Origin of the sequence: Thermasporomyces composti (assembly GCF_003386795.1) — a bacterium.
Taxonomy (GTDB): domain Bacteria; phylum Actinomycetota; class Actinomycetes; order Propionibacteriales; family Actinopolymorphaceae; genus Thermasporomyces; species Thermasporomyces composti.
The window spans coordinates 4,267,908-4,292,910 of record NZ_QTUC01000001.1; the positions used below are offsets into that span (position 1 = coordinate 4,267,908).

25 protein-coding genes and 1 riboswitch are annotated in these 25,003 nt (G+C 70.6%); of the genes, 19 read left to right on the forward strand and 6 right to left on the reverse strand.

From position 1 onward, the window contains the following. A complete protein-coding gene (locus DFJ64_RS18645) occupies positions 1-291 on the forward strand; it encodes a hypothetical protein (RefSeq protein ID WP_115851602.1) in 291 nt (96 codons plus the stop codon). A gap of 371 nt (positions 292-662) precedes the next feature. Beyond that, positions 663-1,358 (forward strand): hypothetical protein, encoded by a 696-nt coding sequence (locus tag DFJ64_RS18650; RefSeq protein ID WP_147304761.1) that lies wholly within the window; start codon positions 663-665, stop codon positions 1,356-1,358. Between the two features lie 157 nt (positions 1,359-1,515). Here the strand turns inward: DFJ64_RS18650 and DFJ64_RS18655 are convergent, their stop codons facing one another. Beyond that, positions 1,516-2,217, reverse strand: a complete 702-nt coding sequence (locus DFJ64_RS18655) for a hypothetical protein (RefSeq protein ID WP_147304762.1) — start codon at positions 2,215-2,217, stop codon at positions 1,516-1,518. Positions 2,218-2,306: 89 nt separating this feature from the next. Here DFJ64_RS18655 and DFJ64_RS18660 point away from each other — a divergent pair, with 89 nt between their 5' ends. After that, positions 2,307-2,525, forward strand: a complete 219-nt coding sequence (locus tag DFJ64_RS18660) for a hypothetical protein (RefSeq protein WP_147304763.1) — start codon at positions 2,307-2,309, stop codon at positions 2,523-2,525. 195 nt (positions 2,526-2,720) lie between these two features. Here DFJ64_RS18660 and DFJ64_RS18665 read toward each other — a convergent pair whose 3' ends face one another. Together DFJ64_RS18665 and DFJ64_RS18670 are read right to left on the reverse strand one after the other, a co-directional pair. Further along, entirely contained in the window at positions 2,721-4,433 is a 1,713-nt protein-coding gene (locus DFJ64_RS18665; RefSeq protein WP_115851606.1) for a serine hydrolase domain-containing protein, read from the reverse strand. After that, entirely contained in the window at positions 4,430-5,326 is an 897-nt protein-coding gene (locus tag DFJ64_RS18670) for an endonuclease/exonuclease/phosphatase family protein (protein ID WP_115851607.1), read from the reverse strand. Before DFJ64_RS18670 ends, DFJ64_RS18665 begins: the two co-directional genes overlap by 4 nt. A 161-nt stretch (positions 5,327-5,487) precedes the next feature. Between DFJ64_RS18670 and DFJ64_RS18675 the strand changes: the two genes are divergently transcribed. Beyond that, entirely contained in the window at positions 5,488-6,255 is a 768-nt protein-coding gene (locus tag DFJ64_RS18675; protein WP_115851608.1) for a hypothetical protein, read from the forward strand. A 319-nt stretch (positions 6,256-6,574) separates the two neighbouring features. Here the strand turns inward: DFJ64_RS18675 and DFJ64_RS18680 are convergent, their stop codons facing one another. Continuing rightward, the gene (locus DFJ64_RS18680; protein ID WP_245941233.1) at positions 6,575-7,651 is read right to left on the reverse strand and encodes an Rv2578c family radical SAM protein; all 1,077 of its coding nucleotides are present in this window, start codon (positions 7,649-7,651) and stop codon (positions 6,575-6,577) included. A gap of 264 nt (positions 7,652-7,915) precedes the next feature. On the opposite strand from DFJ64_RS18680, the gene metK reads away from it, so the two are divergent. From metK to DFJ64_RS18745, 13 genes are all read left to right on the forward strand, one after another. Beyond that, a complete protein-coding gene (gene metK / locus DFJ64_RS18685; protein WP_115851609.1) occupies positions 7,916-9,109 on the forward strand; it encodes a methionine adenosyltransferase in 1,194 nt (397 codons plus the stop codon). Between the two features lie 68 nt (positions 9,110-9,177). After that, the gene (locus tag DFJ64_RS18690) at positions 9,178-11,205 is read left to right on the forward strand and encodes a primosomal protein N' (protein ID WP_115851610.1); all 2,028 of its coding nucleotides are present in this window, start codon (positions 9,178-9,180) and stop codon (positions 11,203-11,205) included. A gap of 97 nt (positions 11,206-11,302) precedes the next feature. Further along, positions 11,303-12,094, forward strand: a complete 792-nt coding sequence (locus DFJ64_RS18695) for an HAD family hydrolase (RefSeq protein ID WP_245941235.1) — start codon at positions 11,303-11,305, stop codon at positions 12,092-12,094. A 183-nt stretch (positions 12,095-12,277) separates the two neighbouring features. Then, positions 12,278-12,823 (forward strand): peptide deformylase, encoded by a 546-nt coding sequence (gene def, locus DFJ64_RS18700; protein WP_115851611.1) that lies wholly within the window; start codon positions 12,278-12,280, stop codon positions 12,821-12,823. Positions 12,824-12,851: 28 nt separating this feature from the next. Next, a complete protein-coding gene (gene fmt, locus DFJ64_RS18705) occupies positions 12,852-13,778 on the forward strand; it encodes a methionyl-tRNA formyltransferase (RefSeq protein ID WP_115851612.1) in 927 nt (308 codons plus the stop codon). Next, entirely contained in the window at positions 13,778-15,184 is a 1,407-nt protein-coding gene (locus DFJ64_RS18710; RefSeq protein ID WP_115851613.1) for an RsmB/NOP family class I SAM-dependent RNA methyltransferase, read from the forward strand. Before fmt ends, DFJ64_RS18710 begins: the two co-directional genes overlap by 1 nt. Positions 15,185-15,256: 72 nt before the next feature. Next, complete coding sequence (gene rpe / locus DFJ64_RS18715) at positions 15,257-15,937, forward strand: ribulose-phosphate 3-epimerase (protein ID WP_115851614.1); 681 nt, start codon at positions 15,257-15,259, stop codon at positions 15,935-15,937. Beyond that, positions 15,937-16,281 carry an NIPSNAP family protein gene (locus DFJ64_RS18720; RefSeq protein WP_115851615.1) on the forward strand — a complete coding sequence of 115 codons (345 nt, stop codon included), beginning with the start codon at positions 15,937-15,939 and terminating at the stop codon, positions 16,279-16,281. Before rpe ends, DFJ64_RS18720 begins: the two co-directional genes overlap by 1 nt. Before the next feature lie 143 nt (positions 16,282-16,424). Continuing rightward, positions 16,425-16,563: riboswitch (FMN riboswitch) on the forward strand. A gap of 125 nt (positions 16,564-16,688) precedes the next feature. Then, positions 16,689-17,342, forward strand: coding sequence for a riboflavin synthase (locus tag DFJ64_RS18725; RefSeq protein WP_115851616.1), 654 nt, complete (start codon positions 16,689-16,691; stop codon positions 17,340-17,342). Further along, positions 17,339-18,043, forward strand: a complete 705-nt coding sequence (pnuC, locus tag DFJ64_RS18730) for a nicotinamide riboside transporter PnuC (RefSeq protein WP_115851617.1) — start codon at positions 17,339-17,341, stop codon at positions 18,041-18,043. The genes DFJ64_RS18725 and pnuC overlap by 4 nt, the downstream gene beginning before the upstream one ends. Next, positions 18,040-19,326, forward strand: a complete 1,287-nt coding sequence (locus tag DFJ64_RS18735) for a bifunctional 3,4-dihydroxy-2-butanone-4-phosphate synthase/GTP cyclohydrolase II (protein ID WP_115851618.1) — start codon at positions 18,040-18,042, stop codon at positions 19,324-19,326. The genes pnuC and DFJ64_RS18735 overlap by 4 nt, the downstream gene beginning before the upstream one ends. 15 nt (positions 19,327-19,341) lie before the next feature. Beyond that, entirely contained in the window at positions 19,342-19,827 is a 486-nt protein-coding gene (gene ribH, locus DFJ64_RS18740; protein ID WP_115851619.1) for a 6,7-dimethyl-8-ribityllumazine synthase, read from the forward strand. Between the two features lie 39 nt (positions 19,828-19,866). Then, complete coding sequence (locus DFJ64_RS18745) at positions 19,867-20,403, forward strand: SixA phosphatase family protein (RefSeq protein ID WP_170152671.1); 537 nt, start codon at positions 19,867-19,869, stop codon at positions 20,401-20,403. A gap of 18 nt (positions 20,404-20,421) precedes the next feature. On the opposite strand, the gene serB is transcribed toward DFJ64_RS18745, so the two are convergent. Beyond that, a complete protein-coding gene (gene serB, locus DFJ64_RS18750; protein WP_115851621.1) occupies positions 20,422-21,618 on the reverse strand; it encodes a phosphoserine phosphatase SerB in 1,197 nt (398 codons plus the stop codon). Positions 21,619-21,786: 168 nt separating this feature from the next. Between serB and melA the strand changes: the two genes are divergently transcribed. After that, entirely contained in the window at positions 21,787-23,343 is a 1,557-nt protein-coding gene (melA, locus tag DFJ64_RS18755; RefSeq protein WP_115851622.1) for an alpha-glucosidase/alpha-galactosidase, read from the forward strand. Between the two features lie 10 nt (positions 23,344-23,353). Here melA and DFJ64_RS18760 read toward each other — a convergent pair whose 3' ends face one another. Continuing rightward, complete coding sequence (locus tag DFJ64_RS18760) at positions 23,354-24,079, reverse strand: hypothetical protein (RefSeq protein ID WP_115851623.1); 726 nt, start codon at positions 24,077-24,079, stop codon at positions 23,354-23,356. 108 nt (positions 24,080-24,187) lie between these two features. Between DFJ64_RS18760 and DFJ64_RS18765 the strand changes: the two genes are divergently transcribed. After that, complete coding sequence (locus tag DFJ64_RS18765) at positions 24,188-24,973, forward strand: ABC transporter ATP-binding protein (RefSeq protein ID WP_115851624.1); 786 nt, start codon at positions 24,188-24,190, stop codon at positions 24,971-24,973. The last annotated feature ends 30 nt before the right edge of the window (positions 24,974-25,003 follow it).

The window sequence follows — 25,003 nt, forward strand, 5'->3', positions numbered from 1 at the left end:
GTGGGCGATGTCAGTGTCGTGGTGCTCGTCATCGGCGTGGTGGTCGCCTTCTACGCCGGGAAGCGGTGGCAGCACACCCAGCGTGCCACGGCCGACTACCGGCTGGCACGTACAGGCTTGCGCACCGCGCGCAAGACGCAGCTGCTGTCGCTGCGTGCCGTGAGCATCGCGCTCATCCTCCTCGTGGCCTACCTCATCGGCACGTTCAACCTCGCGTTCGACCGGAACGAGGACAAGCAGCCCCGACCCGCCGCGACGTCCACGCCAGCCGAGAAGCCAGCCCAGAAGTGACGGCCAGAGGAGACAGCCCGCGCGACAGTCTTCCGCTGAGACGAGCCTTCCGCTGAGACGAGCCTCCCGCTGAGACGAGCTCACCGGAGGATTCCAGAAGAGGAAACGGGCGGCCGCCGGGCGGCCTCGGCCAGCCGCCCGCCCTCTGATTCGTGACGCGTCTCCTTGTGCGGCCCGGTGGGGGGTCACTCCGGGTGCGCGCACGCGTCGTGCGCGTCAGTGCCCACCTCGGGCGACATGTAAACCTCCTACGCCAAGACTCGATAGAACCGATGCCGCTCGATGGGACTTGATGGGAAACTCGATAGGAATAGCCCCGACCTGGGAACGCGGAAAAGCATGTCCACAAGATCCCGGGCGCCAAGAACACGATGACGCTGCCCGGCGGCAGCCGCTTGGGAGGGTTGTCGGGACACGCGGCGTGGGCGGATGTCGTGACCAGCGTGCCGTCTCGCCTGCGTCTCATCATCACCGACACCGGCGCGATGCTCCGGGCGTGTGCGGAGATCGACCGAGCCGCCGAGACCGCGCGTCGCTACCTCGAGGACCTCAACCAGCAGTACTACAGCGTCACGCCCATGGTCTGGTCGGCGAACGACCAGGAGGCCTTCGCCGAGCGCCTCCGCAAGTATCGCGACTCCGTGGTCAACACGTGCTGCCTCGCCGAGGAGTCCGCTATGTTGACCGCCGTCATCGCCACGCTGCGGTTCGTGCAACACGCTGTCACCGCCGTGCTCGCGGGTACTTTGGCGGTGCTCGCCGCCGCGTTCTGGGTCGCCATGGCGGTCCCAGGGGGACAACCGGTCGCCACCAGCATCCGCAGTTCTGGCACACCACTCGCCAACACGCTTCCTCGAATCGTCCGGATCATGGACGAGGTGATGGTCAGGTGTGGCCAGGTCCATGCCAGTCTCTTGGCCATCCGAACCCTCGAGGCCGGAATCAGTGACGAGATCCGGCTGGAGGACGGTGGCGGGATGTCGGACGTCCTGCGGTCCGCGGGTCTGACGCTCGGCGACGTCGTCGAGAAGTTCCTGAGCAAGCTGAAGGTGTGGGAGAAGATCTAAGGCGGGGTCGTTCCCCCACGGAACGCCTGATGTGCGATGTCGAGGCGACCCATCAGGCGACGCGTTCGTCTCCATGACGAACGCCGACGCGAGACAGTGCTTCTCCGGTTGTCACTCAGGCTTCTCCGGTTGTGGCTCAGGCTTCTCCGGTTGTCACTCAGGCTCGTGCCGGCTGGTGCGTCGACTGCCGATCTCCTACGAAACGCCTGAGCACGAGAAGCACGATGCCGTTCGCCACGAAGACGGCGAGGGCCGGCACCAGCAGGATCGACGGATTGATGAACCAGAAGTAGTCCACCGCGAAGAACGCGACGACTTGGACGACCCCCAAGACGGCGCGGATTCGGCGGATCCTTCGTCGTCCACGCACCTTCGCGGCTTCGGCGGGAAGCTCGGAGGTCTGGATGGTGTCAAAGCCGTCGAAGACTGGTTGGTGGCCGGTGAGCGTGGGCAGGGGAAGCCACAGCAAGCCGGCCGCCTGGGCGTGCCGTTCCGTGGCTGGCGCGGAGCTGCTGAGGATCGTACGGAGGCGATCTGGGTCCTTGCCAAAGGCGCGGGCCAGCTCGGTGACAGCGATGGGGTCGCGTCCGTCCACCCCGACGAGCGGCGAGAAGCCGGGCCTGTAGGAGGAGAGTCGGAAACGATCTCCGTCGACGGCGGCGACGACGACGTCGGTGCGCAGCAGATCACACAGGAGGGGAGCCAGTCTGGAGGCCGACCGTTCAGTGGTGAGAACGCTCGACCAACGCTCGCCGATATCGGGCGCCATGACCTGGCCGGACCAGTCGGAAGAGAGCGTCCGAAGCGCGTCGTCGACGTCTTCTGGCTTGGCGCGAACCTGCAGCAGCGTGTAACTCACCGGCGGCATCGTAGTGGCCGTGACTTGGGTCATCCACAGGCCGACTCAGCCGTCGCTCTCGGTGATCAGACGCCGGTATGCTGCGGGCTGTGTCCAAGGTGATCGACCGGGACTTCATTCGTCGTCTCGGTAACAACATCCAGCGATCCGCTGACACGAACCTGCCAGGTGCCGCGCAGTCGGCCTCCTCCGCGGTGACCACGATGATGGACGCCGGGCAGGCCGGTGGGCTCTTGGTGGCCGCGGCATTCTTTTTCGCCTGTGAGTACACCCAGGCCTCGTTCACTCGGAAGCAGGAGGAGGCCTGAGGAACTGAACGAGGCGTTGCGGCGAATCGCCGAGAACTGGCAGGCTGTGGAGGATCTCCAGAGAATCCCGCACGGAATCTGACGGACCGTCGCGAGGCCGTGGTCGGCGGAGTCGAGGCGATGCCGCCGGCGGTGCTGCGACTCTCGCTGAACTAGATCCACGGGACGGTCGATCGGGTGCATGGAGCCACCGCGTCAGTCGGCGCTCTTGGCGAAGCCGTCCGGCAGCCATCGCGCGTCGTCAGCGGGACGGCGCTCGTCGAAGAGGACACCCTCGGCGGCGGTGATGCGGACCCGGTCGACGTAGACACCCCGCCCGACGTAGGCGGCGTCGGTGGAGTAGCGCCACCGCACCCAACGCGCATCCGCTGGGAGAACGGCGCGGGCCACGTACCAGCGTCGTCCTTGGTACCCGGAGACGGTGCCGTCGGAGTCCCAGCGCCCGCCAGGACCGTGCAGCCGAAGCGACAGCGGTGTCCACGTCACGCCGTCGGTCGAGGTCTCGACGTACGCCACGTCGTAGTCGGCTTCGGTGTCCCACCAGTAGGCGAAGCTCAGCCGCCGCGGCGTGGCCGCCGGGGGCACGGGCAACGTCAGCCGTGCCTCCGAGGCGTCTCGCATCCCCGAGAACCACGCCTCTCGTCCGTCGAGAGGGCGCACCGGGACCGCCCGCGCCAGCTCGTTCGCGACCGTTCGACGGATCCCTCCGAGCTCGGACCAGGCTCGAGTCGGGTGCACCCGGTTGCTGAGCAGGATGACGAACGACCGAGTCGCGGGGTCGACCACCAGCGAGGTCCCGGTGAAGCCGGTGTGCCCGTACGTGTCCGGCGTCCGCATCGCCCCCATGTAGCTGTACTGCGCGAGCTGGAACCCCAAGCCGCGCTCCGCACCCGGGCCAAGGTGGGGGTTGCCGTTGGTGAGCATCTCGGCGACCGTCTCCGGCCGCAGGATGCGCGCGTGGCCATACCGGCCGCCGTTGAGGATCGTCTGGGCGAACACGGCGAGGTCCCAGGCCGTGGAGAAGACACCCGCGTGGCCCGCCGTGCCGCCGAGCAGCCACGACGTCCGGTCGTGTACCTCACCCCAGATGAGGCCCCGGCCCCCTTCCTGCCATTCGGTCGGCGCGATCCGGGGACGAAGCTCGGCCGGCGGGTTGTGCATCGTGTCGCGCAGACCTAAGGGCTCGACGACGCCGGCCCGGACGACCTCGTCGAGGCGCTGCCCGGTCAGCTGCTCGACGATGGCCCCGACGACGATGAACGACAGGTCCGAGTAGAGGTACTGCGTCCCGGGCTCGTAGCGCAGGTCGACGGCGAAGACCGCGGCGAGCCGCTCTTCTCTCGTGGGGTAGGGATCGAGGCTGAGTCCCGCTGGCAGGCCCGCCGTGTGCGTCATGAGCTGGCGAACGGTGACGTCCTGCTTGCCGCCGGCGGCGAAGGCCGGGATGTAGCGCGCGACGGGCGCGTCGAGGTCGAGTCGCCCTCGCTCCACCTGCTGCATCGCCACCACCGCGGTGAACAGCTTCGACAGCGAGGCGACGTCGAAGATCGTGTCGGGCCGCATCGGGATGCGCTGCTCGGGTGGCAGCTCCTCGCCGGTGCTGCTGGCGTAGCGCAACGCGTCGCCGACGGCGGCGTGCTCGACGATGACACCGTTGCGGGCGGCGAGGACGACCGCGCCGGGATACAGGGGCCGTTCCGGTGAGGGCCGCAGGCCGCTCTCGACAGCGGGACGGAGACGCGCGACGTAGCGGGGGAGCAGCCCCGCCTGTTCGGGGGTGCCGTAGACCAAGCGTCCGTCTGCGCCGCCGCCGGTCGGACGCGGTGCCGCCAGGGCGGGCCCGAAGCCTCCCGCGAGCGAGGCGGCCGGGGTGAGCGCGGCCGCCGCGAGGATCGCCCGGCGTCTCATCGCCGCCTTCCCTTCGGGACGAGGAGCTCGGCGACGACGGGTCGGTGGTCGGAGGCCAGCGACTCCACGACGTCGACGGACTGGACGCGGATGTCTCGGCTCGTGGTGATGTAGTCGATACGTCGAACGGGCTCGTCCGCCGGGTAGGTGAGGCCACCGTCCGGACCGTTGGCGACGGCCCACGCGTCGTCGAGCGCCGCCCACAGCGGGGCGAGCTCCGCCGCGTCGGGTGGTGCGTTGAAGTCGCCGACGAGCACCTGCGAGGTAGGCCGCGGGTCGTTCTCGGCCATGATCCGCAGCATGTCGGCCACCTGCATCGTTCGGACCGTCGGGTCGCCGCGGTGGTCCAGGTGAGTGACGTAGACGCGGATCAGCGCGCCCTTGGCGTTGACGAGCACCTCGGGGAAGCCGGGCGCTGGCTCGGCCACCGGGTTCGGCACCTGGGTGGACAGCCGGGTGATCTCGTGGTTCGTCGCGCGCAGGATGGGATACCGGGACAGGATCGCGACGCCGAACTCGCGGCGGGGCGTGCCGGGCTCCGGCGGGTCGAGGCTGTAGATCGGGCCGAAGAACACCCGCATGTCGAGCTTCTCGGCCAGCTCGGTGGCGAGGTCATGCCACTGGCTGCGAGCGCTCCAGTGCACGTCGACCTCTTGGAGACCGATGATGTCGGCGTCCAGAGCGCGGAGGGTGGCCGCGGTGGCGTCCAGGTCGAAACCGCCGACGCCGGCACCGGCCGCGATGTTGTAGGTCGCGACACGCACAGGCACAGCTCGGCGGCCAGCGTCGCCGCCTGCTCCTGACTCCGCCTGGGCGGGCGCCATCGTGGCCCAGCCGGTCGTCACGGCGAGAATGGCCGCCCCGATCGCCACCGTCATCGATCGCCGCCTCATCAGGCCTCCTTCGCGATCATGAGAGCCTTCGGTGACGGTACAAAGCGCGGGAAGGCTTGGCTAGGCGCTCGTCTGATCGTGGTCGCGAGTGACACGCGAGTGACATCGGCCAGCGACAGCGTGTTCGCCGACCGTCCGGCGCGCTGAATACCGCGAGCTGAATGCCGCGCGCTGAATACCGCGAGCGGAAGAGGGACACCGCGTCGTCCGCGCGTTCGACTCCGACAGTCTCGCGAACGCCGCCGAAGAAGCGGGCCGAGCAGCGTCTGCTGGAGGCCCTCGGCCAGCTCGCCGCCGATGGCGGAATCCACTACAAGGGTTCGCCGCGGATCGGGCCGACGCCGTGGACCAAGGTGGATCTGCGCGTGACCAGCAGCGGTGCGGCGTATGGGTCCATGGCGCGGGTGACCCAGAAAGCTCAGGTGTTCGCTCTCGGCGCCGAGACCGTCTTCGTTCGAGGCAACACCCCGTTCTGGATGTCGGCGCTGGGGAACCTCACCAGTGGCCCGGACGACGTCGCGAGAAAGGCAGAGCTCTTCGCGCAGCATTGGGCTCTCGTCCATCCTGAGGTCGTCTCCCGCGTCGGTGAGGTGCTGCGTCCCGCGGCCCTCGCCGACGAGCTGCGGCGGTTCGTGAGCGAGGACGGCGTCCGGTCGGTGCGATCCGGCACCGTGAACGGCGAAGCGGTCGACGTCATCACGGTGGGCGACTCGGTCTTCCACGTCACGAAAGCGGAACCGGCGCGGTTGCTGCGCATGCGGGTGCCACGGCTCCCGGCGTACGGCGAGGCGGGGAGCTCCGGCTTGGTGGGAGGCATCGCTGGCTCCTCGCACGGGCATGGAGAGGCTCGCGTAGCCGCCTGCTACTGCAGGACCTGCAGGGCTACCAGAACCAGTACTTCAAGTTCGGTAGGCATACCTACGTCCTGACCAGGGAGCGGCTCATTCACATCTTGGTACGCCATCACCGTCGATACTGGAGCGGTGGCCCGACCACGACGCAGCAGTGCTTCTTCCGCCGGACCCCAGTATCGACGAGGTGCTGGGAATCATCAGCGAGCTCTCAAGCAGCACGGGCGCACGCTCATGAGACTCGGGCACGGTCGCTCGAGGCGTCGCGCGCCACGGTCGACGGACAGCAGTACCAGTTCGCCATCGACGAAGGGTTCATCATGCAGTTCACGCCGGTCGGGTGACGCTCGAGTGGACCTGCCCTGACGTCGATGGTGAGGCACTGTGACATGGCCGGCTACAGCAGCGTGAGCTGCTCGGCGGCCGAGCTCTCGACGCGAGACCGCGCGGGTGCGCGGCCGAGGTGGCGACTCTCCGCCGGGGAGGTCGGCACCTGACGGACCTGGCCGGGCTTGGCCCGCTCGAGCCCGTGCCGACGGGCGGCCGCGCGCACACGCTCGGTCAGGTCGCGCGTGTAGCTCGACGGCAGGTAGGCGCCACGACCGTAGAGCGCGCGGTAGCGCGGCAGGAGGTGGGGGAAGTGCCGCGTCAACCAGGCGAGGTACCACTCCCGTGCCCCGGGACGGAGGTGGAGCGCGAGCGGGGTCACGCTCGCCGCGCCCGCGTCCGCGATCGCCGCGACGGTCTGGTCGATGGACTCGTCGTCGTCGGTGAGGAACGGCAGGATGGGCGCCATCAGCACCCCCACCGAGAAGCCCGCTTCGGCGAAGGCGCGCACCGCGTCCAGGCGGCGTCTCGGGCTCGGCGTCCCCGGCTCGACCAGGCGCCACAGCGACTCGTCGACGAAGCCGACGGAGAAGGCGATGCCGACGTCGGTGACCTGGGCCGCCTCGACGAGCAGGTCGAGGTCGCGCAGGATGAGCGTCCCCTTCGTGAGGATGGAGAACGGGTTGGCGAAGTCCCGCAAGGCGGCCAGGATCTCGCGCATCAGTCGGTAGCGGCCCTCGGCGCGCTGGTAGCAGTCGACGTTCGTGCCCATCGCGATGTGGTCGCCGCGCCACCTCGGGGAGGCGAGCTCACGCCGGACCAGCTCGCCCGCGTTGACCTTGACGATCACCTTGGTGTCGAAGTCGCGGCCGGCGTCGAGGTCGAGGTAGGTGTGGGTGTTGCGGGCGAAGCAGTAGGTGCAGGCGTGGCTGCACCCGCGGTAGGGGTTGATCGTCCACTCGAAGGGCACCTTGGAACGCGCGGGGACGCGGTTGATGATCGACTTGGCGCGGATCTCGTAGAACGTCATCCCGGCGAAGCCGGGCGTGTCGAACGTCCGCCGGACCGCTCCCGGCATCGCCAAGGGCAGCGGCTCGGCCGTGCCCGCCGCGGGGTCCGCGTCCGACGAGAGGCTCTCCCAGCGCACGACTCCATTCGAACACGTGTACGAGGATCTGTCCAATCGGCGTCCGGCAACCGCCGCGGCGTTCGTCGACATCGGCCGACGATCGCGCATCCGGATACGCAGCGTCATACCGCTCAAAACACGGCCCATCGGTTTCACGTGGCACACCGGCTGGTTACGCTGACAGCACCAACACCGCGAGCTCTTGGTCCTCGCACCCGCGTGGTTCACGCTGAACCCGCCACCGAATCGGTGGACCTGGGTGAAGCAACGGAAAGGACGCCCGTGTCGCGACGCCTGTTCACTTCTGAGTCGGTCACCGAGGGCCACCCGGACAAGATCGCCGACCAGATCAGCGACTCGATCCTCGACGCGCTGCTCAAGGAGGACCCGCACAGCCGGGTCGCCGTCGAGACGCTGGTGACCACCGGTCTCGTCGTGGTCGCCGGCGAGGTCACGACTCAGGCGTATGCCGATATCCCGACTCTGGTGCGCGACCGGGTCCTCGACATCGGCTACGACTCCTCGGCGAAGGGCTTCGACGGGGCCTCGTGTGGAGTGACCGTCTCGCTGGGCTCGCAGTCCCCTGACATCGCCCAAGGCGTGGACGGCGCCTGGGAGGAGCGCGCCGACGGCTCGGTCGATCCCTTCGACCGGCAGGGTGCCGGCGACCAGGGCATGATGTTCGGCTTCGCGTGCGACGAGACCCCCGAGCTCATGCCGTTGCCGATCATCCTCGCCCACCGGCTCGCGAGGCGGCTCGCGCAGGTCCGCAAGGACGGCACGCTGCCCTACCTCCGGCCGGACGGCAAGACCCAGGTCACGATTGAGTACGACGGTGACCGGCCGGTCCGGCTCGACACCGTCGTGGTCTCCAGCCAGCACGCCGCCAACATCGACCTGGACAACCTGCTCGTCCCCGACATCCGCAACCAGGTGGTCGAGCCGGTCCTGGCCGAGTTCGACCTCGACCACACGGACTACCGGCTGTTCGTGAACCCGACCGGCCGGTTCGAGGTCGGCGGACCCATGGGCGACGCCGGTCTGACCGGCCGCAAGATCATCGTCGACACCTACGGCGGCTACGCTCGCCACGGCGGCGGTGCCTTCAGCGGCAAGGACCCGTCGAAGGTCGACCGGTCCGGTGCCTACGCCATGCGGTGGGTCGCCAAGAACATCGTCGCGGCGGGCCTGGCGAAGCGCTGCGAGTGCCAGGTCGCCTACGCGATCGGCAAGGCCCAGCCGGTGGGCTTCTACGTCGACTGCTTCGGCACCGAGGCCGCGCCGCTCGACGTGATCGAGAAGGCCGTCCTGCAGGTCTTCGACCTGCGTCCGGCCGCGATCATCCGAGACCTCGACCTGCTCCGGCCGATCTACGCCCAGACCGCGACCTACGGTCACTTCGGCCGCTCCGAGCCGGACTTCACCTGGGAGCGGACCGACCGCGCGGACGCGCTGCGGCAGGCGGCCGGTCTCTGAACCGAGCCCGCGCATACCTGGGACGAGGTGTAGGTCTCGAGGTCGGTGCCGTGGCCTAGCCTTCGAGAGTGGCCGAAGCGGACGCGGACCAGCTCGCGCTGGTGCGAGCGACGGTGCGACGTAGCCGACCGCGTGCCACCCAGCAGGCTCCCGCGCCGACGCTGCCGGTGGCCCGGGTCGCGGTCGACGTGCCCCTCGTACACCTCGACCGGCCGTTCGACTACCTCGTTCCCGAGCACCTTCACGACGAGTGCGTGCCCGGGTGTCGGGTTCGGGTCCGCTTCGCGGGTCAGGATCTGGACGGCTACGTCCTCGAGCGCGTGGCCGAGTCGGACTACGACAAGCGGCTGACACCGCTGCGTCGGGTGGTCTCCGCTGAGCCAGTCCTCGCGCCAGAGGTGGCACGGCTCGCCCGCGCCGTGGCTGACCGGTACGCCGGCACGCTGGCCGACGTGCTGCGGCTGGCGATTCCACCCCGACACGCCCGCGTGGAGGGTGAGCCGCCACGCGAACCGGCGCCGGCCGTCGAGCCACCCGGCGACCCCGGCCCCTGGCGTGCGTACGAGACCGGTCCCGCCTTCCTCCACGCGCTGCGGCGGGGCGCCGCCCCACGGGCGGTGTGGACGGCGCTCCCTGGAGAGGACTGGCCGACCTGCCTTGCCCTCGCGGCCCGCGCGACGCTCGCCGGTGGGCGAGGCGTGCTCTTGATCGTCCCCGACCACCGCGACGCCAGCCGCCTGGACGAGGCGTGCCGCGCCGTCCTCGGCCCGGACCGGCACGTGCTCCTCACCGCGGAGCTGGGTCCAGCCGAGCGCTACCGCCGGTTCCTGGCGGTCCGGCGCGGCGCCGTGCGGTGTGTCGTGGGTACCCGCGCGGCCGCCTTCGCGCCGGTCGCCGAGCTCGGCCTGGTGGTGTGCTGGGATGACGGAGACGACCTGCACGCCGAGCCTCGAGCGCCGTACCCGCACGCCCGGGAGGTCCTGCTGTTGCGGGCACACCAGCTCGGCTGTGGCGCCCTCCTCGGGGGCTTCGCCAGTACCGCGGAAGCCGCGCAGCTCCTGGCGACGGGGTGGGCGCGTCCCCTCACCGCGAACCGGGAGACGGTACGCCAGCACGCCCCACGCGTCTTCGTCGCCGGCGATGACGACGCCGAGCTGGCTCGTGACCCCGCCGCCCGCACCGCGCGACTGCCGCACCGGGCGTTCGAGGTGGCCAGGTCAGCTCTGGCGACGGGACCGGTCCTCGTGCAGATTCCCCGGTCCGGGTACCTTCCCGCGCTGCTGTGCCAGGGGTGTCGCGGACCGGCGCGCTGCTCGCACTGCTCGGGCCCGCTCCAGCGAGCCGGTGCCCACCAACCGCCCGCCTGCGGCTGGTGCGGGCGGCCCGCGGCCGCGTGGCGGTGTCCCACCTGCGACGACACCCGGCTGCGCGCGCCGGTCATCGGCGCCGAGCGGCAAGCCGAGGAGCTGGGGCGGGCGTTTCCCCGGGTGCCGGTGCGGGTCTCCGGGGGATCGCGCGTGCTCGACACCGTCGGACCGGAGCCGGCGCTGGTGATCGCCACCCCCGGCGCCGAACCGGTTCCGACCGACGGCTACGCAGCCGCGCTCCTCCTCGACTCCTGGCTCGCGTTGTCACGCGCCGACCTTCGCGCGGCGGAGGAGACCCTTCGGCGCTGGCTGAACGCCGCCGCCATGGTGCGGTCGGCGGCCCGCGGCGGTGCCGTCGTGGTGGTGGGGGAGTCGGGCGTGCCGGCGATCCAGGCGCTCGTGCGCTGGAGCCCGCTGGGATGGGCCGAGCGCGAGCTGTCCGAGCGGCGGGTCGCGGGCTTCCCACCAGCGGTCCGGTTGGCCACGATCGAGGGTCCGCCGGACGCGGTCGCGGACCTCGAGCGGTTGGCGGAGCTCCCGGAGACGGCGGAGACACTCGGCCCGGTGCCGCTGGGCTCCGACGACGCCGAGGTGCGCCTGGTGGTACGCGTACCCAAGAGCGACGGGCAGCGCTTGGCCACCGCGCTCAAGGTCGCTCAGTCCATCCGGAGCGCTCGCAAGGAGCCTGGCACGGTTCGGGTCCGGGTCGATCCGGTGGCTCTGGCCTAGCCCCGTCACGACCCGCGCCCACGCGCGACGGTGCGCGCCCAGCACGCGGGGAGGACGGGCACTGGTCAGGAGGGGCACTTGGGTAGGGTCGAGCGCTGTGACCTCAGCCGCCACGAGTGTCGAGACCAGCACGGCGGGTCCCATCGAGGCGGTCGTCTTCGACATCGGAGGCGTCCTGTTGGACTGGGACCCGCGCTACCTCTACCGGTCGTTGCTGCCTGACGAGACCTCGGTCGAGCGATTCCTCGCCGAGGTGTGCACACCGAGTTGGAACGCCGCCCAGGACGCCGGCCGGGACTGGGACGAGGCGGTGGCCGCGCTCACGGCGCGGTTTCCCGAGCACGCCGACCTCATCCGCGCCTATCACGAGCGCTGGCCGGAGATGGTCGCGGGTGTGTTCGAGGACACGGCGGCGATCCTGCGGGAGCTGCGCGCGGCTGGGGTGCCCACGTACGCGCTCACCAACTTCTCGGCGCAGAAGTGGGAGATCGCGGTGGAGCGCTGGGGTGTCCTCACGGAGTTCGACGGGGTGGTGGTGTCCGGCAAGGAGCGGGTGACCAAGCCTGACCCGGCCATCTACCTCCTGTTGGTGGAGCGCTACGGGCTCACGCCGGAGAGGACCTTCTTCACCGATGACACTCCCGCCAATGTTGAGGCCGCCCGGCGGGTGGGACTGCGCGCCGAGCTGTTCGTCGACGCCGACACGCTCCGGGCGCAGCTTGTCGCGGCGGGTGTTCTCCCGTCCGCCGCGGCCTCCGCGGGTCAGCAGGCGCCGCGTGGCGGTGGTCCGCGGACTCGGGGCGCACGAGCGGCTGAGGACGGGCAGGTGAGCCCTGAGCAGCGGGGCGGCGCGGACGCACCTGTGGCGACGGAGGCCGACCCGCGGTGAGGACGGGGGTGCCTGAGCCCAGCCGACCAGAGGGCTGGGCGACGGGTGAGAGTGAACGAGCCGGCCGCCCGCCGAATCGGCATCAAGGCGGCACATCAGCCCTTCCCGCCCCGCGCCCGTCAGATGTCGCGGGTGTCCTTCGTAGACTGGGCGCGAACCTGTCCGACTGACGAGGAGATCCGCGTGGCCGTCCAGCCCATCCGCCTGTTCGGGGATCCGGTGTTGCGGACACCGGCCGAGCCGGTGACGGACTTCGACAAGGAGCTCCGGACGCTGGTGCGTGACCTCACCGACACGATGCTCGACGCGCCCGGCCTCGGGCTGGCGGCGCCTCAGATCGGCGTCGGGCTGCGGGTCTTCACCTACCACGTCGACGGTGTGATCGGTCACCTGGTCAACCCCGACCTCGACTTGTCGGAGGAGGAGCAGTTCGGCCCCGAAGGCTGCTTGTCCCTTCCCGGCCTTCGCTTCGACTGCCGACGCGCGATGCGGGTCATCGCGAAGGGCTACACGATGTACGGCGAGCCGGTCACCATCGAAGGGTCTGAGCTGCTAGCCCGCTGCATCCAGCACGAGACCGACCACCTCGACGGCATCCTGTTCATCGACCGGCTCGACCAGGAAGCGCGCAAGGAAGCCCTGCGGCTGATCCGCGAAGCGGAGTGGGCGGGTGGCCAGGTGCCTGAGGTGCGGGTGTCGCCACATCCGACGCTGGGTCGCGCGCTCTGACACGTCTGGCGAGGAAGGTCCGCACGATATGCGTTTGCTCTTCGCTGGGACGCCTGAGGTTGCCCTCCCGTCCCTGGAGGCCATCATGCGCAGCGACCACGAGCTGGTCGCTGTCCTCACCCGCCCGGACGCTCCGTCGGGTCGTGGGCTGAGGCCACACCCGTCCCCGGTAGCGGAGCGGGCCCGGGCCGCGGGGGTGGAGGTGCTCACACCCGCGTCGGTGAAGGACCCCGCGTTTCAAGCGAGGTTGCGGGAGATCGCGCCCGATTGCTGCCCTGTCGTCGCCTACGGCGGGCTGCTGCCGGCGAACGTGCTCGACATCCCTCGGCACGGCTGGGTCAACCTGCACTTCTCGCTCCTGCCCGCGTGGCGGGGCGCGGCCCCGGTCCAGCACGCGATCCGCGCTGGCGACGAGATCACCGGCGCGACGACGTTCCGGATCGTCGAGGAGCTCGACGCCGGACCCATCTACGGGGCCATCACTGAACCCATCTCGCCGCGAGACACCGCGGGGGAGCTGCTCGATCGGCTGGCGCGGAAGGGCGCGCAGCTGCTGCTGGAGACCCTCGACGCGATCGAGGCCGGCACCGTGGAGCCCCGACCGCAGCCCACCGAGGGGGTGAGCTACGCGCCCAAGGTCGGCGTCGACGACGTCCGCGTCCCCTGGACGGATCCCGCCTTCGCGATCGATCGCCTGGTGCGCTCGGCGACACCCACGCCTGGCGCGTGGACGACCTTCCGGGACCAGCGGCTCAAGCTCGGCCCCGTGGAGGTGATCACCGACCCGAAGGAGCTGGCGCCCGGCGAGCTTCTCGTCGAGAAGTCCCGCGTTCTCGTCGGCACCGGCAGCGTGCCGGTCGCCCTCGGCGACGTCCAGCCGCACGGCAAGCGGATGATGCCGGCCACCGACTGGGTTCGCGGAGCTCACCTCGCCGCTGGTGAGCGGCTGGTGTAATGGCGCCAGCTCGGTCGCGGCGGCCCCAGGGTGGGCGGCGGTCTGGCGTCGACGACGCTCGCCTGGCCGCCTACCACGTCGTCCACGCGGTGTCGACGCGAGACGCCTACGCGAACCTGGCGCTCGCCGCCGCGTTACGGGAACGCGAGGTCACCGGCCGCGACGCGGCGTTCGCCACGGAGCTCACCCACGGCACCTTGCGGTGGCGCGGCACGTACGACGAGATCCTCGCCCGCTGCGTCGACCGTCCGCTCGACCGGCTCGACACAGCCGTGCTGGATGTTCTCCGGCTCGGCACCCACCAGGTGCTCGGCATGCGGGTGCCCGCGCACGCGGCGGTGGCGACCAGCGTCGACCTGGCCCGGCGGGTGGCGGGACGCGGCCCCTCGGCCCTCGTCAACGCTGTGTTGCGACGGGTCGCGCGGCGCGACCGCGAGGACTGGCTCGCCGAGGTGGCGCCGTCGTACGACTCCGATCCAGCCGGGCACCTCGCGATCGTCCACGCCCATCCGCGGTGGGTCGTCGAGGCGTTCCGTGACGCCCTCGCCGGCTCCTGGGCGGAGACCGCGGCGGCGCTCGCCGCCGACAACGAACCCGCCCCCGTGACATTGACCGCGTGGCCGGGGCGTGGCGAGGTCGCGGAGCTGGTCTCCGCTGGCGCGGACCCCGGACGCTACTCGCCGTACGCCGCGGTCCTCAGGCACGGTGACCCGCATGGGCTGACCGCCGTCCAGCAAGGGCGCGCCGGCGTCCAGGATGAGGGCAGCCAGCTCGTGGCCCTGGCGCTGGCCGCCGCACCCGTCGAGGGGCGCGACACGCGGTGGCTGGACCTGTGCGCCGGGCCGGGCGGCAAGGCCGCCCTGCTCGCCGGACTCGCGGCCGAGCGCGGCGCTCGACTGCTGGCGGTCGAACGCCAGCCGCACCGCGCCAGTCTCGTCGCCCGGGCCCTGGGCTGCCGCCCTGGTGTGCTCGGCCCTTCTGGGGTGCTCGGCTCCGTCATCGCCGACGGAACCCGTCCGGCCTGGCGAGCGGCGACGTTCGACCGGGTGCTGGTCGACGCCCCGTGTACCGGTCTGGGGGCGTTGCGCCGTCGTCCCGAGGCGCGGTGGCGCCGATCGCCGGGGGAGGTGGGGGAGCTCCACGAGCTCCAGGTGGCGCTGCTCCAGGCGGCCGTGGACTCGGTGAGGCCCGGTGGGGTGGTGGCGTACGCGACGTGCTCGCCGCACCTGACCGAGACCCGCCAGGTCGTCGACGCTGTCCTCACCACGAGGGACGACGCCGAGCGGATCGACGCGCGGCCGAGCCTTCCGGGCGTACCCGACCTCGGCGACGGACCCGACGTCCAACTGTGGCCGCACCGGCACGGCACCGACGCGATGTACCTCGCGCTACTCCGGCGTCGCTGACGGTGAGGCCTGGTCGACCGCCGCGGCGCTGTGCGGTGGCCGCGACGGGCCGGCCAGTAGACTCACCGCGCGATGGGCGTCCAGATCTCACCCAGCATCTTGTCGGCGGACTTCGCGCGCTTGGCGGACGCCGCCGCGAGCGTCGCCAACGCAGACTGGCTGCACGTCGACGTCATGGACAACCATTTCGTCCCGAACCTCACGCTCGGGCTTCCTGTCGTCGAGTCGCTGCTGCCGGCGAGTCCGATCCCACTCGACTGCCACCTGATGATCGAGGACCCGGACCGTTGGGCGCCCGCGTACGCGGAGGCCGGGGCGCAGAGCGTCACCTTCCACGTGGAGGCCGCCCACGCTCCGATTCGCCTGGCTCGGCAGCTGCGCTCGCTCGGTGCCCGCGCGGGCATGGCGCTCAAACCCGCCACTCCGATCGAGCCGTACGAGGACATCCTCAGCGAGCTCGACATGGTGCTCGTCATGACGGTCGAGCCCGGTTTCGGCGGGCAGAAGTTCCTCGACGTCTGCCTGCCCAAGGTGCGCCGAACTCGTGAGCTCGTGTCCAAGCATGGGCTGGAGCTGTGGATCCAAGTCGACGGCGGCATCTCCCCGGAGACCATCGAGCGCTGCGCCGAGGCCGGGGCCGACGTGTTCGTCGCCGGGTCCGCGGTCTACCGGGCCGATGACCCGGCGCGGGTCGTCGACGAGCTGCGGCGGCTCGCTGAGGGTGCGACCACCAGACGGCAGGGCGCGCACTGATGTTCTTCCGCTGCGACCGCTACGTGGTGGTCGACGGCAAGGCCGACGCGTTCACGGCCTTTTTCACCCGCCACGTCCTCCCCGTCCGGGAGAAGTACGGCGCCCGGCTCGTAGGTCGCTGGCAGACCGAGGACGAGGTGGAAGTCCTCGTCATCTGGGCGTACGAGAGCCGACAGGCCGCTGAGGAAGCCGACCGGCTCGTGGAGCAGGACCCCGCGACCGCTGAGGCGCGAGCGTTCTTGGAACGCTACCTGGAGCCGATCTGTGTCGAGCAGGCACAGCTGCCGTTGTACTCGACGGTCCCCCTGGGGCAGACCGCGCTCCGCGGGCTCGCGTTCCGGTGACGGACGCTCGCCAAGGCGACGCCGACCGGTCAGGCCCCTCGCGGACGGGGTGAGCGTGAGCTCGACCCAGGTCGGACATACCCGGCTCCCGCCGCCGACCTTGACAGCACGTGTCACACTGAACGTCGTACGAGCAAAGCTCGCGCGTGCTCCGGGGTTCGGTGGAATTCCGAACCGGCGGTGACAGTCCGCGACCCGGCTGGTGTCCGACCCGACACCAGACGGTGGACCAGGTGGAACTCCTGGACCGACGGTGAAAGTCCGGATGGGAGGCAGCACGCGGGCCGCGACCGTACCCACGGGTGGGTTCCGCCTGCCGTCAGGTGGGGCCCTCGACCGTGGGCGTTCGTGACCCTGTCCTCACCCGGAGTCCGCTCGAGCCGGACGAGGGAAGGACAGGGACCCGGGTGTTCACCGGCATCATCGAAGAACTCGGCGAGGTCGTCGATCTCGACCGGCTCGCCGACTCAGCCCGTCTCACCGTGCGCGGGCGCCGTGTCGTCGCCGACACGCGTCCCGGTGACTCCATCGCCGTCGACGGCTGCTGCCTCACGGTCGTCGACCTCGAGCCCGACGACGGCCGGTGCACGGTCGACGTGATGGCCGAAACCCTCGAGCGCACCACCCTGGGAACCCTTCGCCTCGGGCAGCGCGTCAACCTCGAGCGCGCTGTGCGCGCCGACGGTCGTCTGGGCGGACACCTGGTGCAAGGGCACATCGACGGCACCGGCCAGATCAGGCGGCGCGAGCACACACCGCGTTGGGACCTGCTGGAGGTCGCGATCCCCGCGCGTCTTTGCCGCTACGTCGCGGAGAAGGGCTCCATCGCCGTCGACGGTGTCTCGCTCACGGTGGTGGAGGTCCGCGACCATCCGGAGCCGGCGTTCACCGTGAGCCTCATCCCCACCACGCTCGCGCTCACGACGCTGGGCCACAAGCAGCCCGGCGACGCGGTCAACCTCGAGGTGGACGTCCTCGCCAAGTACGTCGAACGGCTCCTCACGACATCGCGAACGCCCGATGCCGTGCCGGCCGTCGCTGCCGAAGGAGTACGCGCATGAGCTGGTTGATGTGGCTGCTCGACGCCCGGCTGCACATCGCCGGGTCGGAGATCCTCTGGCGGGAGATCGTCGGCAACGGCTTCGGCTTGGCGAGCGCGATCGCCGGAATGCGGCGTCGGGTGGTGGCCTGGCCGGTCGGGATGATCGGGAACGTCTTGCTCTTCACGGTCTTTCTGGGCGGGGTCTTCGACACGCCCCAGGACAAGGACCTGTGGGGGCAGGCCGGCAGGCAGGTGTTCTTCTTCGCGGTGAGCGCCTACGGCTGGTGGCGCTGGCGGCAGACCCGGGCTCGCGGAGAGGTCGCCGACGGCGGGGCTGTCGCACCCCGGTGGGCGACCTGGTCGGAGCGCCTCGTGCTGCTCGCCCTGGCCGTGGCGGGCGTGGGCGTGTTCACCGTCGTGTTCACCCTGCTCGGGTCGTGGGGACCGCTCCCCGATGCGTGGATCTTCACCGGCAGCATCCTGGCCACGTACGGCATGGCCCGCGGCTGGGTGGAGTTCTGGTTGATCTGGATCGCGGTCGACGCCGTGGGAGTCCCTCTGCTGCTGGCCGCTGGCTACTACCCCTCGGCCACGTTGTACCTGGTCTACGGCGGGTTCTGCGTCGTCGGGTTCGTGGCGTGGTTGCGTGCCCACCGGCGACTTGCGGCGGCGGCCGTCCCAACCCCCGCGGACGCAGTGGCCGGGGGAGGGCCGGCATGAACCTGCGCCTCGACTCGATCGAGTCCGCCGTCGCCGACCTGGCCGCCGGCCGACCCGTCGTGGTCGTCGACGACGAGGACCGGGAGAACGAGGGCGACCTCATCTTCGCGGCCGCGGCGGCCACGCCCGAGCTGGTGGCGTTCACCGTTCGCCACACCAGCGGCGTCTTGTGCGTCTCGCTTCCCGGCGAACGCATGGACGAGCTGCGCATCCCGCCGATGTCGCCGCAGAACGAGGAGTCCATGCGGACGGCGTTCGGCGTGAGCGTCGACGCGGCAGAGGGGGTCACGACCGGGATCTCGGCGGTGGACAGAGCTCGCACCCTTCGGGTGCTCGCCGACCCGGCGGCCACAGCGGACGCGCTGGTTCGTCCCGGACACGTCTTCCCGCTGCGGTACCGGGAGGGCGGCGTCCTCGTCCGGCCGGGACACACCGAGGCGGCCATCGACCTGCTACGGCTCGCCGGCTGCCCGCCGGCCGGCGCTCTCGCGGAGCTGGTCGACGACAGCGGGGCCATGCTGCGGGGTCCCGCGCTGCGCGCTTTCGCCGACCGACACGGGCTGTCCATGATCTCCATCGCCGACCTGGCGCGGTACCGCCGGCGGCACGAACGGCTGGTGGAGCGGACGACGACCGCCCGTCTCCCGACCGCGTACGGTGAGCTGACCGCCGTGGGCTACCGCTCGGTCGTCGACGGCTCGGAGCACCTGGCGCTCGTCAAGGGCGACCTGACGACTGGGCTCGGACACGACGTCCTCGTCCGCGTGCACTCGGAGTGCCTGACTGGGGACGTCCTCGGCTCGCTGCGATGCGACTGCGGACCCCAGTTGCGGAACGCGCTCGCCGCCATCGAGCGGGAGCCCGCCGGGGTTCTGGTGTACCTGCGCGGCCACGAAGGCCGGGGGATCGGTCTGCTGGCCAAGCTGGCCGCGTACCGGCTCCAGGACGCCGGCAAGGACACGGTCGACGCCAACCTGGCCTTGGGGCTTCCAGCGGATGCGCGTGACTACTGGATCGCCGCGCAGATCCTTGCCGACCTGCGCGTGTCGCAGGTGCGGCTGCTCACCAACAACCCGGCGAAGCGGGCTGGGCTGGAGGAGTACGGCATCACTGTCAAGGAACGCCTGCCCTTGACGGTGCCACCCAACGAGGAGAACGTGCGCTACCTGCGCGCCAAGCGGGACCGTCTCGGCCACGTGCTGCCCGCGGGACTAGGTGTTCCCGGCCAACAGGGTGTGGACGAGCGGGTGGACCGCCCGCCCGTGACGTTCGACGCGTCCTGACCGAGAGGAACACAGATGAGTGGGACGGGTGCACCAACCCTGCGACCTGGCGACGTGACGGACCTGCGGGTCGCTGTCGTGGCGGCGTCCTGGCACGAGCAGGTGATGAACGGGCTGCTGGACGGCGCGCTCCGCTGCTTGGACGAGGCCGGTGTCACCAAGCGGTTCGTCGTGCGAGTGCCGGGGTCGTTCGAGCTGCCCGTCGCGGCCGCCCGGTTGGCCCGCGACCGCACGGTCGACGCCCTCGTCGCACTGGGGGCGGTCATCCGCGGTGGGACGCCGCACTTCGACTACGTCTGTCAAGCAGCGACCGTCGGGTTGACGCACGTGGCGGTCGAGACCGGCGTACCGATCGGATTCGGGGTGCTCACCTGTGACACGGTGGAGCAGGCGTTGGACCGTGCCGGTCTGGCCGGTTCCCGTGAGGACCGAGGGTACGAGGCGGCACAGGCCGCGCTCACCACCGCCGCCACCTTGCGCGACCTGCCGGTCTCGCGCTGATCAGGCACGCGCCGGTGACTCCTGGCAGAGTGGGGTCTCGTGACGCGACGGTTGTTGCTGCTCCGACACGGCCACGCGGCTTCACCGCTGGGCATCGCGGATATCGATCGGCCACTCACCGGCCAAGGACGGCGTCAGTGTCGCCAGGTGGGGGCTGACTGCCGAGCTCGGGGACTTCTCCCCGAGCTGGTGGTGGTCTCACCGGCGCTGCGGGCCCGACAGACGTGGGAGGCGCTGGCGGTCGGGATGGGCGCCACCCCCGAGGTCGACGTCGACCGTCGGGTCTACGCCAACACCGTCGACGACCTGCTGGAGGTCATCGGTGAGCTACCCGACGAGCTGATGACCGTGCTGATCGTGGGACACAACCCCTCCATCGCCGGGCTCGTCGACGTCCTCGACAACGAGCCCCAGCGGCCCGCGCGCGGCGCGCTGAGCAGCGGCTATCCCACCGGCACCCTGGCCGTCGTCGAGCTCGACGACCCCTGGCGCCGCGTCCTTCCCGGGGCCGGCGTCCTGCGCGAGGTCCTCAGCCCGCACACGCGTCTGGGTTCCGGCCCCAGCGAGCGGCGCTAGGGGCGTCTCCCGACCGCCTCACGTGCCGGCCTCAGCGTCCGCCTCGGCTGCCTCAACCTCTTCCCGGCTGATGCCGAGCAGGTAGAGGATCGCGTCGAGGTACGGCACCGTCACCGCGGTGTCCGCCGCCTGGCGGACGACCGGCTTGGCGTTGAACGCCACTCCGAGCCCGGCGGCCGCCAGCATGTCGAGGTCATTGGCTCCATCGCCGATAGCGACCGTCAGTTGTAGCGGCACGCCCGCCATCGCGGCGAACCTGCGAAGTGCCGCCGCCTTCTCCGCACGGTCGACGATCCGGCCCACGACCCGTCCGGTGAGCCGTCCGTCGACCACCTCCAGCTCGTTGGCGGCCGCGAAGTCGATGCCGAGCTCGGTGGCGATCGGCTCCACCACCTGGGTGAAGCCACCGCTCACCACCCCGAGCTGGTAGCCGAGCCGCTTGAGGATCCGAACGAGCGTGCGGGCACCTGGTGTGAGCCGCACCTCCTCGCGAACCTCGTCCAGGGCAGAGGCGTCGACACCGGCGAGCAAGGCGACCCTGCGACGTAGGGATTCGGCGAAGTCCATCTCGCCGTGCATGGCCGCCGCAGTGATCCGCGCCACCTCGTCCAGGCAGCCTGCGCGCGCGGCCAGCATCTCGATGACCTCGCCCTGGATGAGGGTGGAGTCGACATCGAGCACGACCAGCCGCTTGGCCCGCCGGTGGAGTCCCGCCGCCTCCACCGCGACGTCGACCTGCTGGGCCGCGGCCTCGACGGCGAGGGCGCTGCGCAACCTCGCCGGGTCGGTGCCGGACACGTCGAGCTCGATGGCGGTCACCGGATACCGGGCGATCCGGACGATCCGGTCAATGTTGGCACCGGTATCGGCGATCCGGCCCGCGATGGCGGCGATGGCGCGCGGTCGGAGCGGTTGGCCAAGGACCGTCACGTGGCTGCGGCCGCTTCGACGGGGAAGGTTGTCTCCGGTTCCCGTGGCCAGCTCCACATCCATGCCGAGGCTGGCGGCGGCCTTCTCGATCGCTGTCCGCAGCCGGATCTCGTCTTGCGGAACGGTCATCAAGACACCGAGCACGAGACGGCCACGGAGGACCACCTGCTCGACGTCGAGGATGTCGACGCAGAACGGGGCGAGTGCGTCGAAAAAGGCGGACGTGACACCGGGCCGGTCGCGCCCGGTCAGGGTGACGAGCAAGGTTCGAGCCTGCGTTGGCACGCCGACACGTTAACGGTCCCGCCTGCTCGGGCACCGGCCAGGTGAGAGACAACGACCCAGGCGAGAGACAGTGGCACCGTGAGCAGGATCGTCGGACGGCTGGCCGCTAGCGGTCGACTCCGCGAGGGCGACTTGTCCCAGCGCACGCCGGGTGCAGAGGCTGGCCGTATGTCCCTGCGCATCGCGATGCTTGGTGCCGGTTCCCTGGGCTTCACTCGCCGGCTCGTCCGCGACATCCTGGCGGTGCCCGAGCTGGCGGACACCACTTTCGCCTTCTACGACATCTCCGAGCGCAACCTCGACATGGTGACGAGGCTGGTTCGGCGGGAGATCGAAGCCAGCGGGCTCCCCGCCACGATCGAGCCGACGCTCGACCGGCGAGCCGCTCTCGCCGACGCCGACTACGTCTTCTCGGTCATTCGGCAAGGTGGTCTTGACGCCTTCCGCACAGACATCGAGATCCCGCTGAAGTACGGTGTCGACCAGTGCGTCGGCGACACCATCTGCGCCGGTGGTCTCATGTACGCCCAGCGGACGATTCCGGTCCTCCTCGACTTCTGCAAGGACATTCGGGACGTCGCCAAGCCGGGTGCCCTGTTCCTCAACTACACGAACCCCATGGCGATGAACACCTGGGCGTGCAACGAGTACGGAGGTGTCCGCACCATCGGTTTGTGTCACGGCGTCCAGGGCAGCCACTGGCAGATCACCCGCTGTATCGAGGCCTGGGCCAAGCGAGAAGGGCTCCTGGCGCCGGAGGAGTCGTTGCACCGCAGCGAGGTCGACGTCGCGGCGGCCGGGATCAACCACCAGACGTGGTTCATCAAGGTGCGCTGGCGCGGGATGGACATGATCCCGCGGCTGCTGGAGCTGTTCGAAAGCCATCCGACGTACTCTCGCACCGAGAAGGTGCGCATCGACGTACTGCGCCGGTTCGGCTACTTCAGCACCGAGTCCAACGGCCACTTGTCGGAGTACCTGCCGTGGTACCGCAAGAGGCCGGAGGAGATTCGCGACTGGATCGACCTGTCGAGCTGGATCCACGGCGAGACCGGTGGCTACCTGCGCGTGTGCGAGGAGAGCCGGAACTGGTTCGAGACCGACTTTCCCAAGCTGATGGAGGAGCCACCCGAGCCGATCACCCCTGAGGGACGCAGTGAGGAGCACGGCTCGTACATCATCGAGGCCTTGGAGACCGGGCGCACCTACCGAGGCCACTTCAATGTGGTCAACGACGGGATCATCACCAACCTGCCGCGCGGAGCCGTGGTCGAGGTACCCGGCTACGTCGACCGCACCGGCGTCAACATCCCTGTCGTGGGTGACCTGCCGTTGGCGTGCGCGGCGACCTGCGCCGCGAGCATCCGCGTGCAGGAGATGGGCAAGGAAGCCGCCGTCCACGGCGACGTCACGCTGCTGAAGCAGGCGATGCTGCACGACCCTCTGGTGGGTGCGGTCTGCAACCCCGAGGAGGTGTGGCAGATGACCGACGAGATGCTCGTCGCCCAGGCCCAGTGGCTCCCCCAATACGCCGACGAGATCCCGGCCGCCCGCCGGAGGTTGGAGGAGGCGGAGCGCAACGGGACGCGCGTCCGCCTGCGCCAGACCGAGGGCGCGGCACGGTTGCGCACCCGAAGCGTCGAGGAGCTGGCGGCCGACCGAGCCGCGGCACGGGCGACGGCCACGGCGGCGGACAAGGCTGGCATGACCAAGGCCGGGACGTAGCCGGCTGCGCTCAGCGCGGGGGAGCGCACGCTGCGACGAGCGCCCGACGAGCCGCCGCCTCCAGGCTTCGCAACGCCTGCCTCCGCGACTCGGCCTCGTAGACGGTGGTGGCTCCGCCGTCGTCATCCAGAGCGAGCTGGCACAGCAGCAGACAGCGCCGGGCGCGGGCGGCGAGCTGCTCGGCGCGGGCGGAGTAGCCGGCAGGGAGACCGTCGCCGCTCGCGCCCACCCGACGCAGGTCGACGAGCGCCTCAGCCACCTCCGGTCGCCAACGTGCTACGTCCAACTCGGCGAGCTGGTCGATCACGTCCTGGAGTGTGTGCGCCAGGTCCGCCGACGCCTCCGTGAACGCCAACGGCGTCGCGGGGTTTGCCTGGTGCACCCGCCACTGCACGCCCGCGCCCACCACGAGGGGCACCAGCCCGAGTCCCGACCCCTCGCAGACCACCGCTTCGCCGGCCTCGAGGGCGGACTCGGTGAACTCCCGGGGTCCCGCCAGACCGAGCGGATCACCGGGGACAGGCAGGGCGAGCGTGAACGCCTTCGTGCCGAGGGTGCGCAGCGCGCCGAGCGAGAGAACTATCGGTGTGGGCTCGTCCTGGCCAGGCAAGCCGATGACGTGGTGAGCCGCGTCGCCGGCTCGGATTCCCTCGTCGGCCTCGTCGAGGCTGGTGGCGCCGGCGAGCCAGGCGTTCCCCCACGTCACGAAGCGCGCGGCACGGGGCATGGTCCGCATGCGTTCAGCCTAGGGTGGGCGGCCGACGGGCCTCGTATACGCGCCACCCAGCGTGATCCGCCCACCACAGGGGAGCGGGCGGGTCGACGTGCCGTAAGTTGTGCCTTCATGGGCCCAGTACTCGAGCTCACCGACATCACGGTCGTACGTGACGGCACAAAGCTGCTCGACGGCGTCTCCTGGAGGGTCGAGGAAGGGGACCGCTGGGTGATCCTCGGTCCCAACGGTGCCGGCAAGACCACGTTGCTGCAGGTCGCCGCCGCCCGCATACACCCCACCAGCGGAGTCGCCACCATCCTCGGAGAGACCCTGGGACGCGTCGACGTGTTCGAGCTCCGGCCCCGCATCGGGATGACCAGCGCGGCGGTCGCCGAGCGGATCCCCCGCGGCGAGCGGGTGCTGGACGTCGTGGTGTCGGCCTCGTACGCGGTGCTCGGGCGCTGGCGCGAGAAGTACGACGACGTGGACTACGAACGCGCCGAGCGGCTGCTCGCCTGGCTCGGGGTCGCGGAGCACCGGGATCGGACGTTCGGGACCTTGTCCGAGGGTGAGCGAAAGCGGGTGCAGATCGCCCGCGCCCTGATGAGCGACCCAGAACTGCTCTTGCTCGATGAGCCGGCGGCGGGATTGGACCTCGGCGCCCGAGAGGCGCTCGTTCACACTCTCGACGAGATCGCCCGGGCGGAGGACGCGCCCGCGACCGTGCTGGTGACGCACCACGTCGAGGAGATCCCGCCGAGTTTCACCCACGCGCTGCTGTTGCGCGGCGGAAGCGTGGTGGCGGCGGGCCCGATGGCGCAGACGCTGAACTCCCGGTCGCTGTCGGAGACGTTCGGCATGCCGCTCGCCCTCGTGCGGTCGGCCGGCCGATGGACAGCCCGCGCGAAGCCGTGAAAGATGGTGGATCCTTCGGCGGGTGTCCCT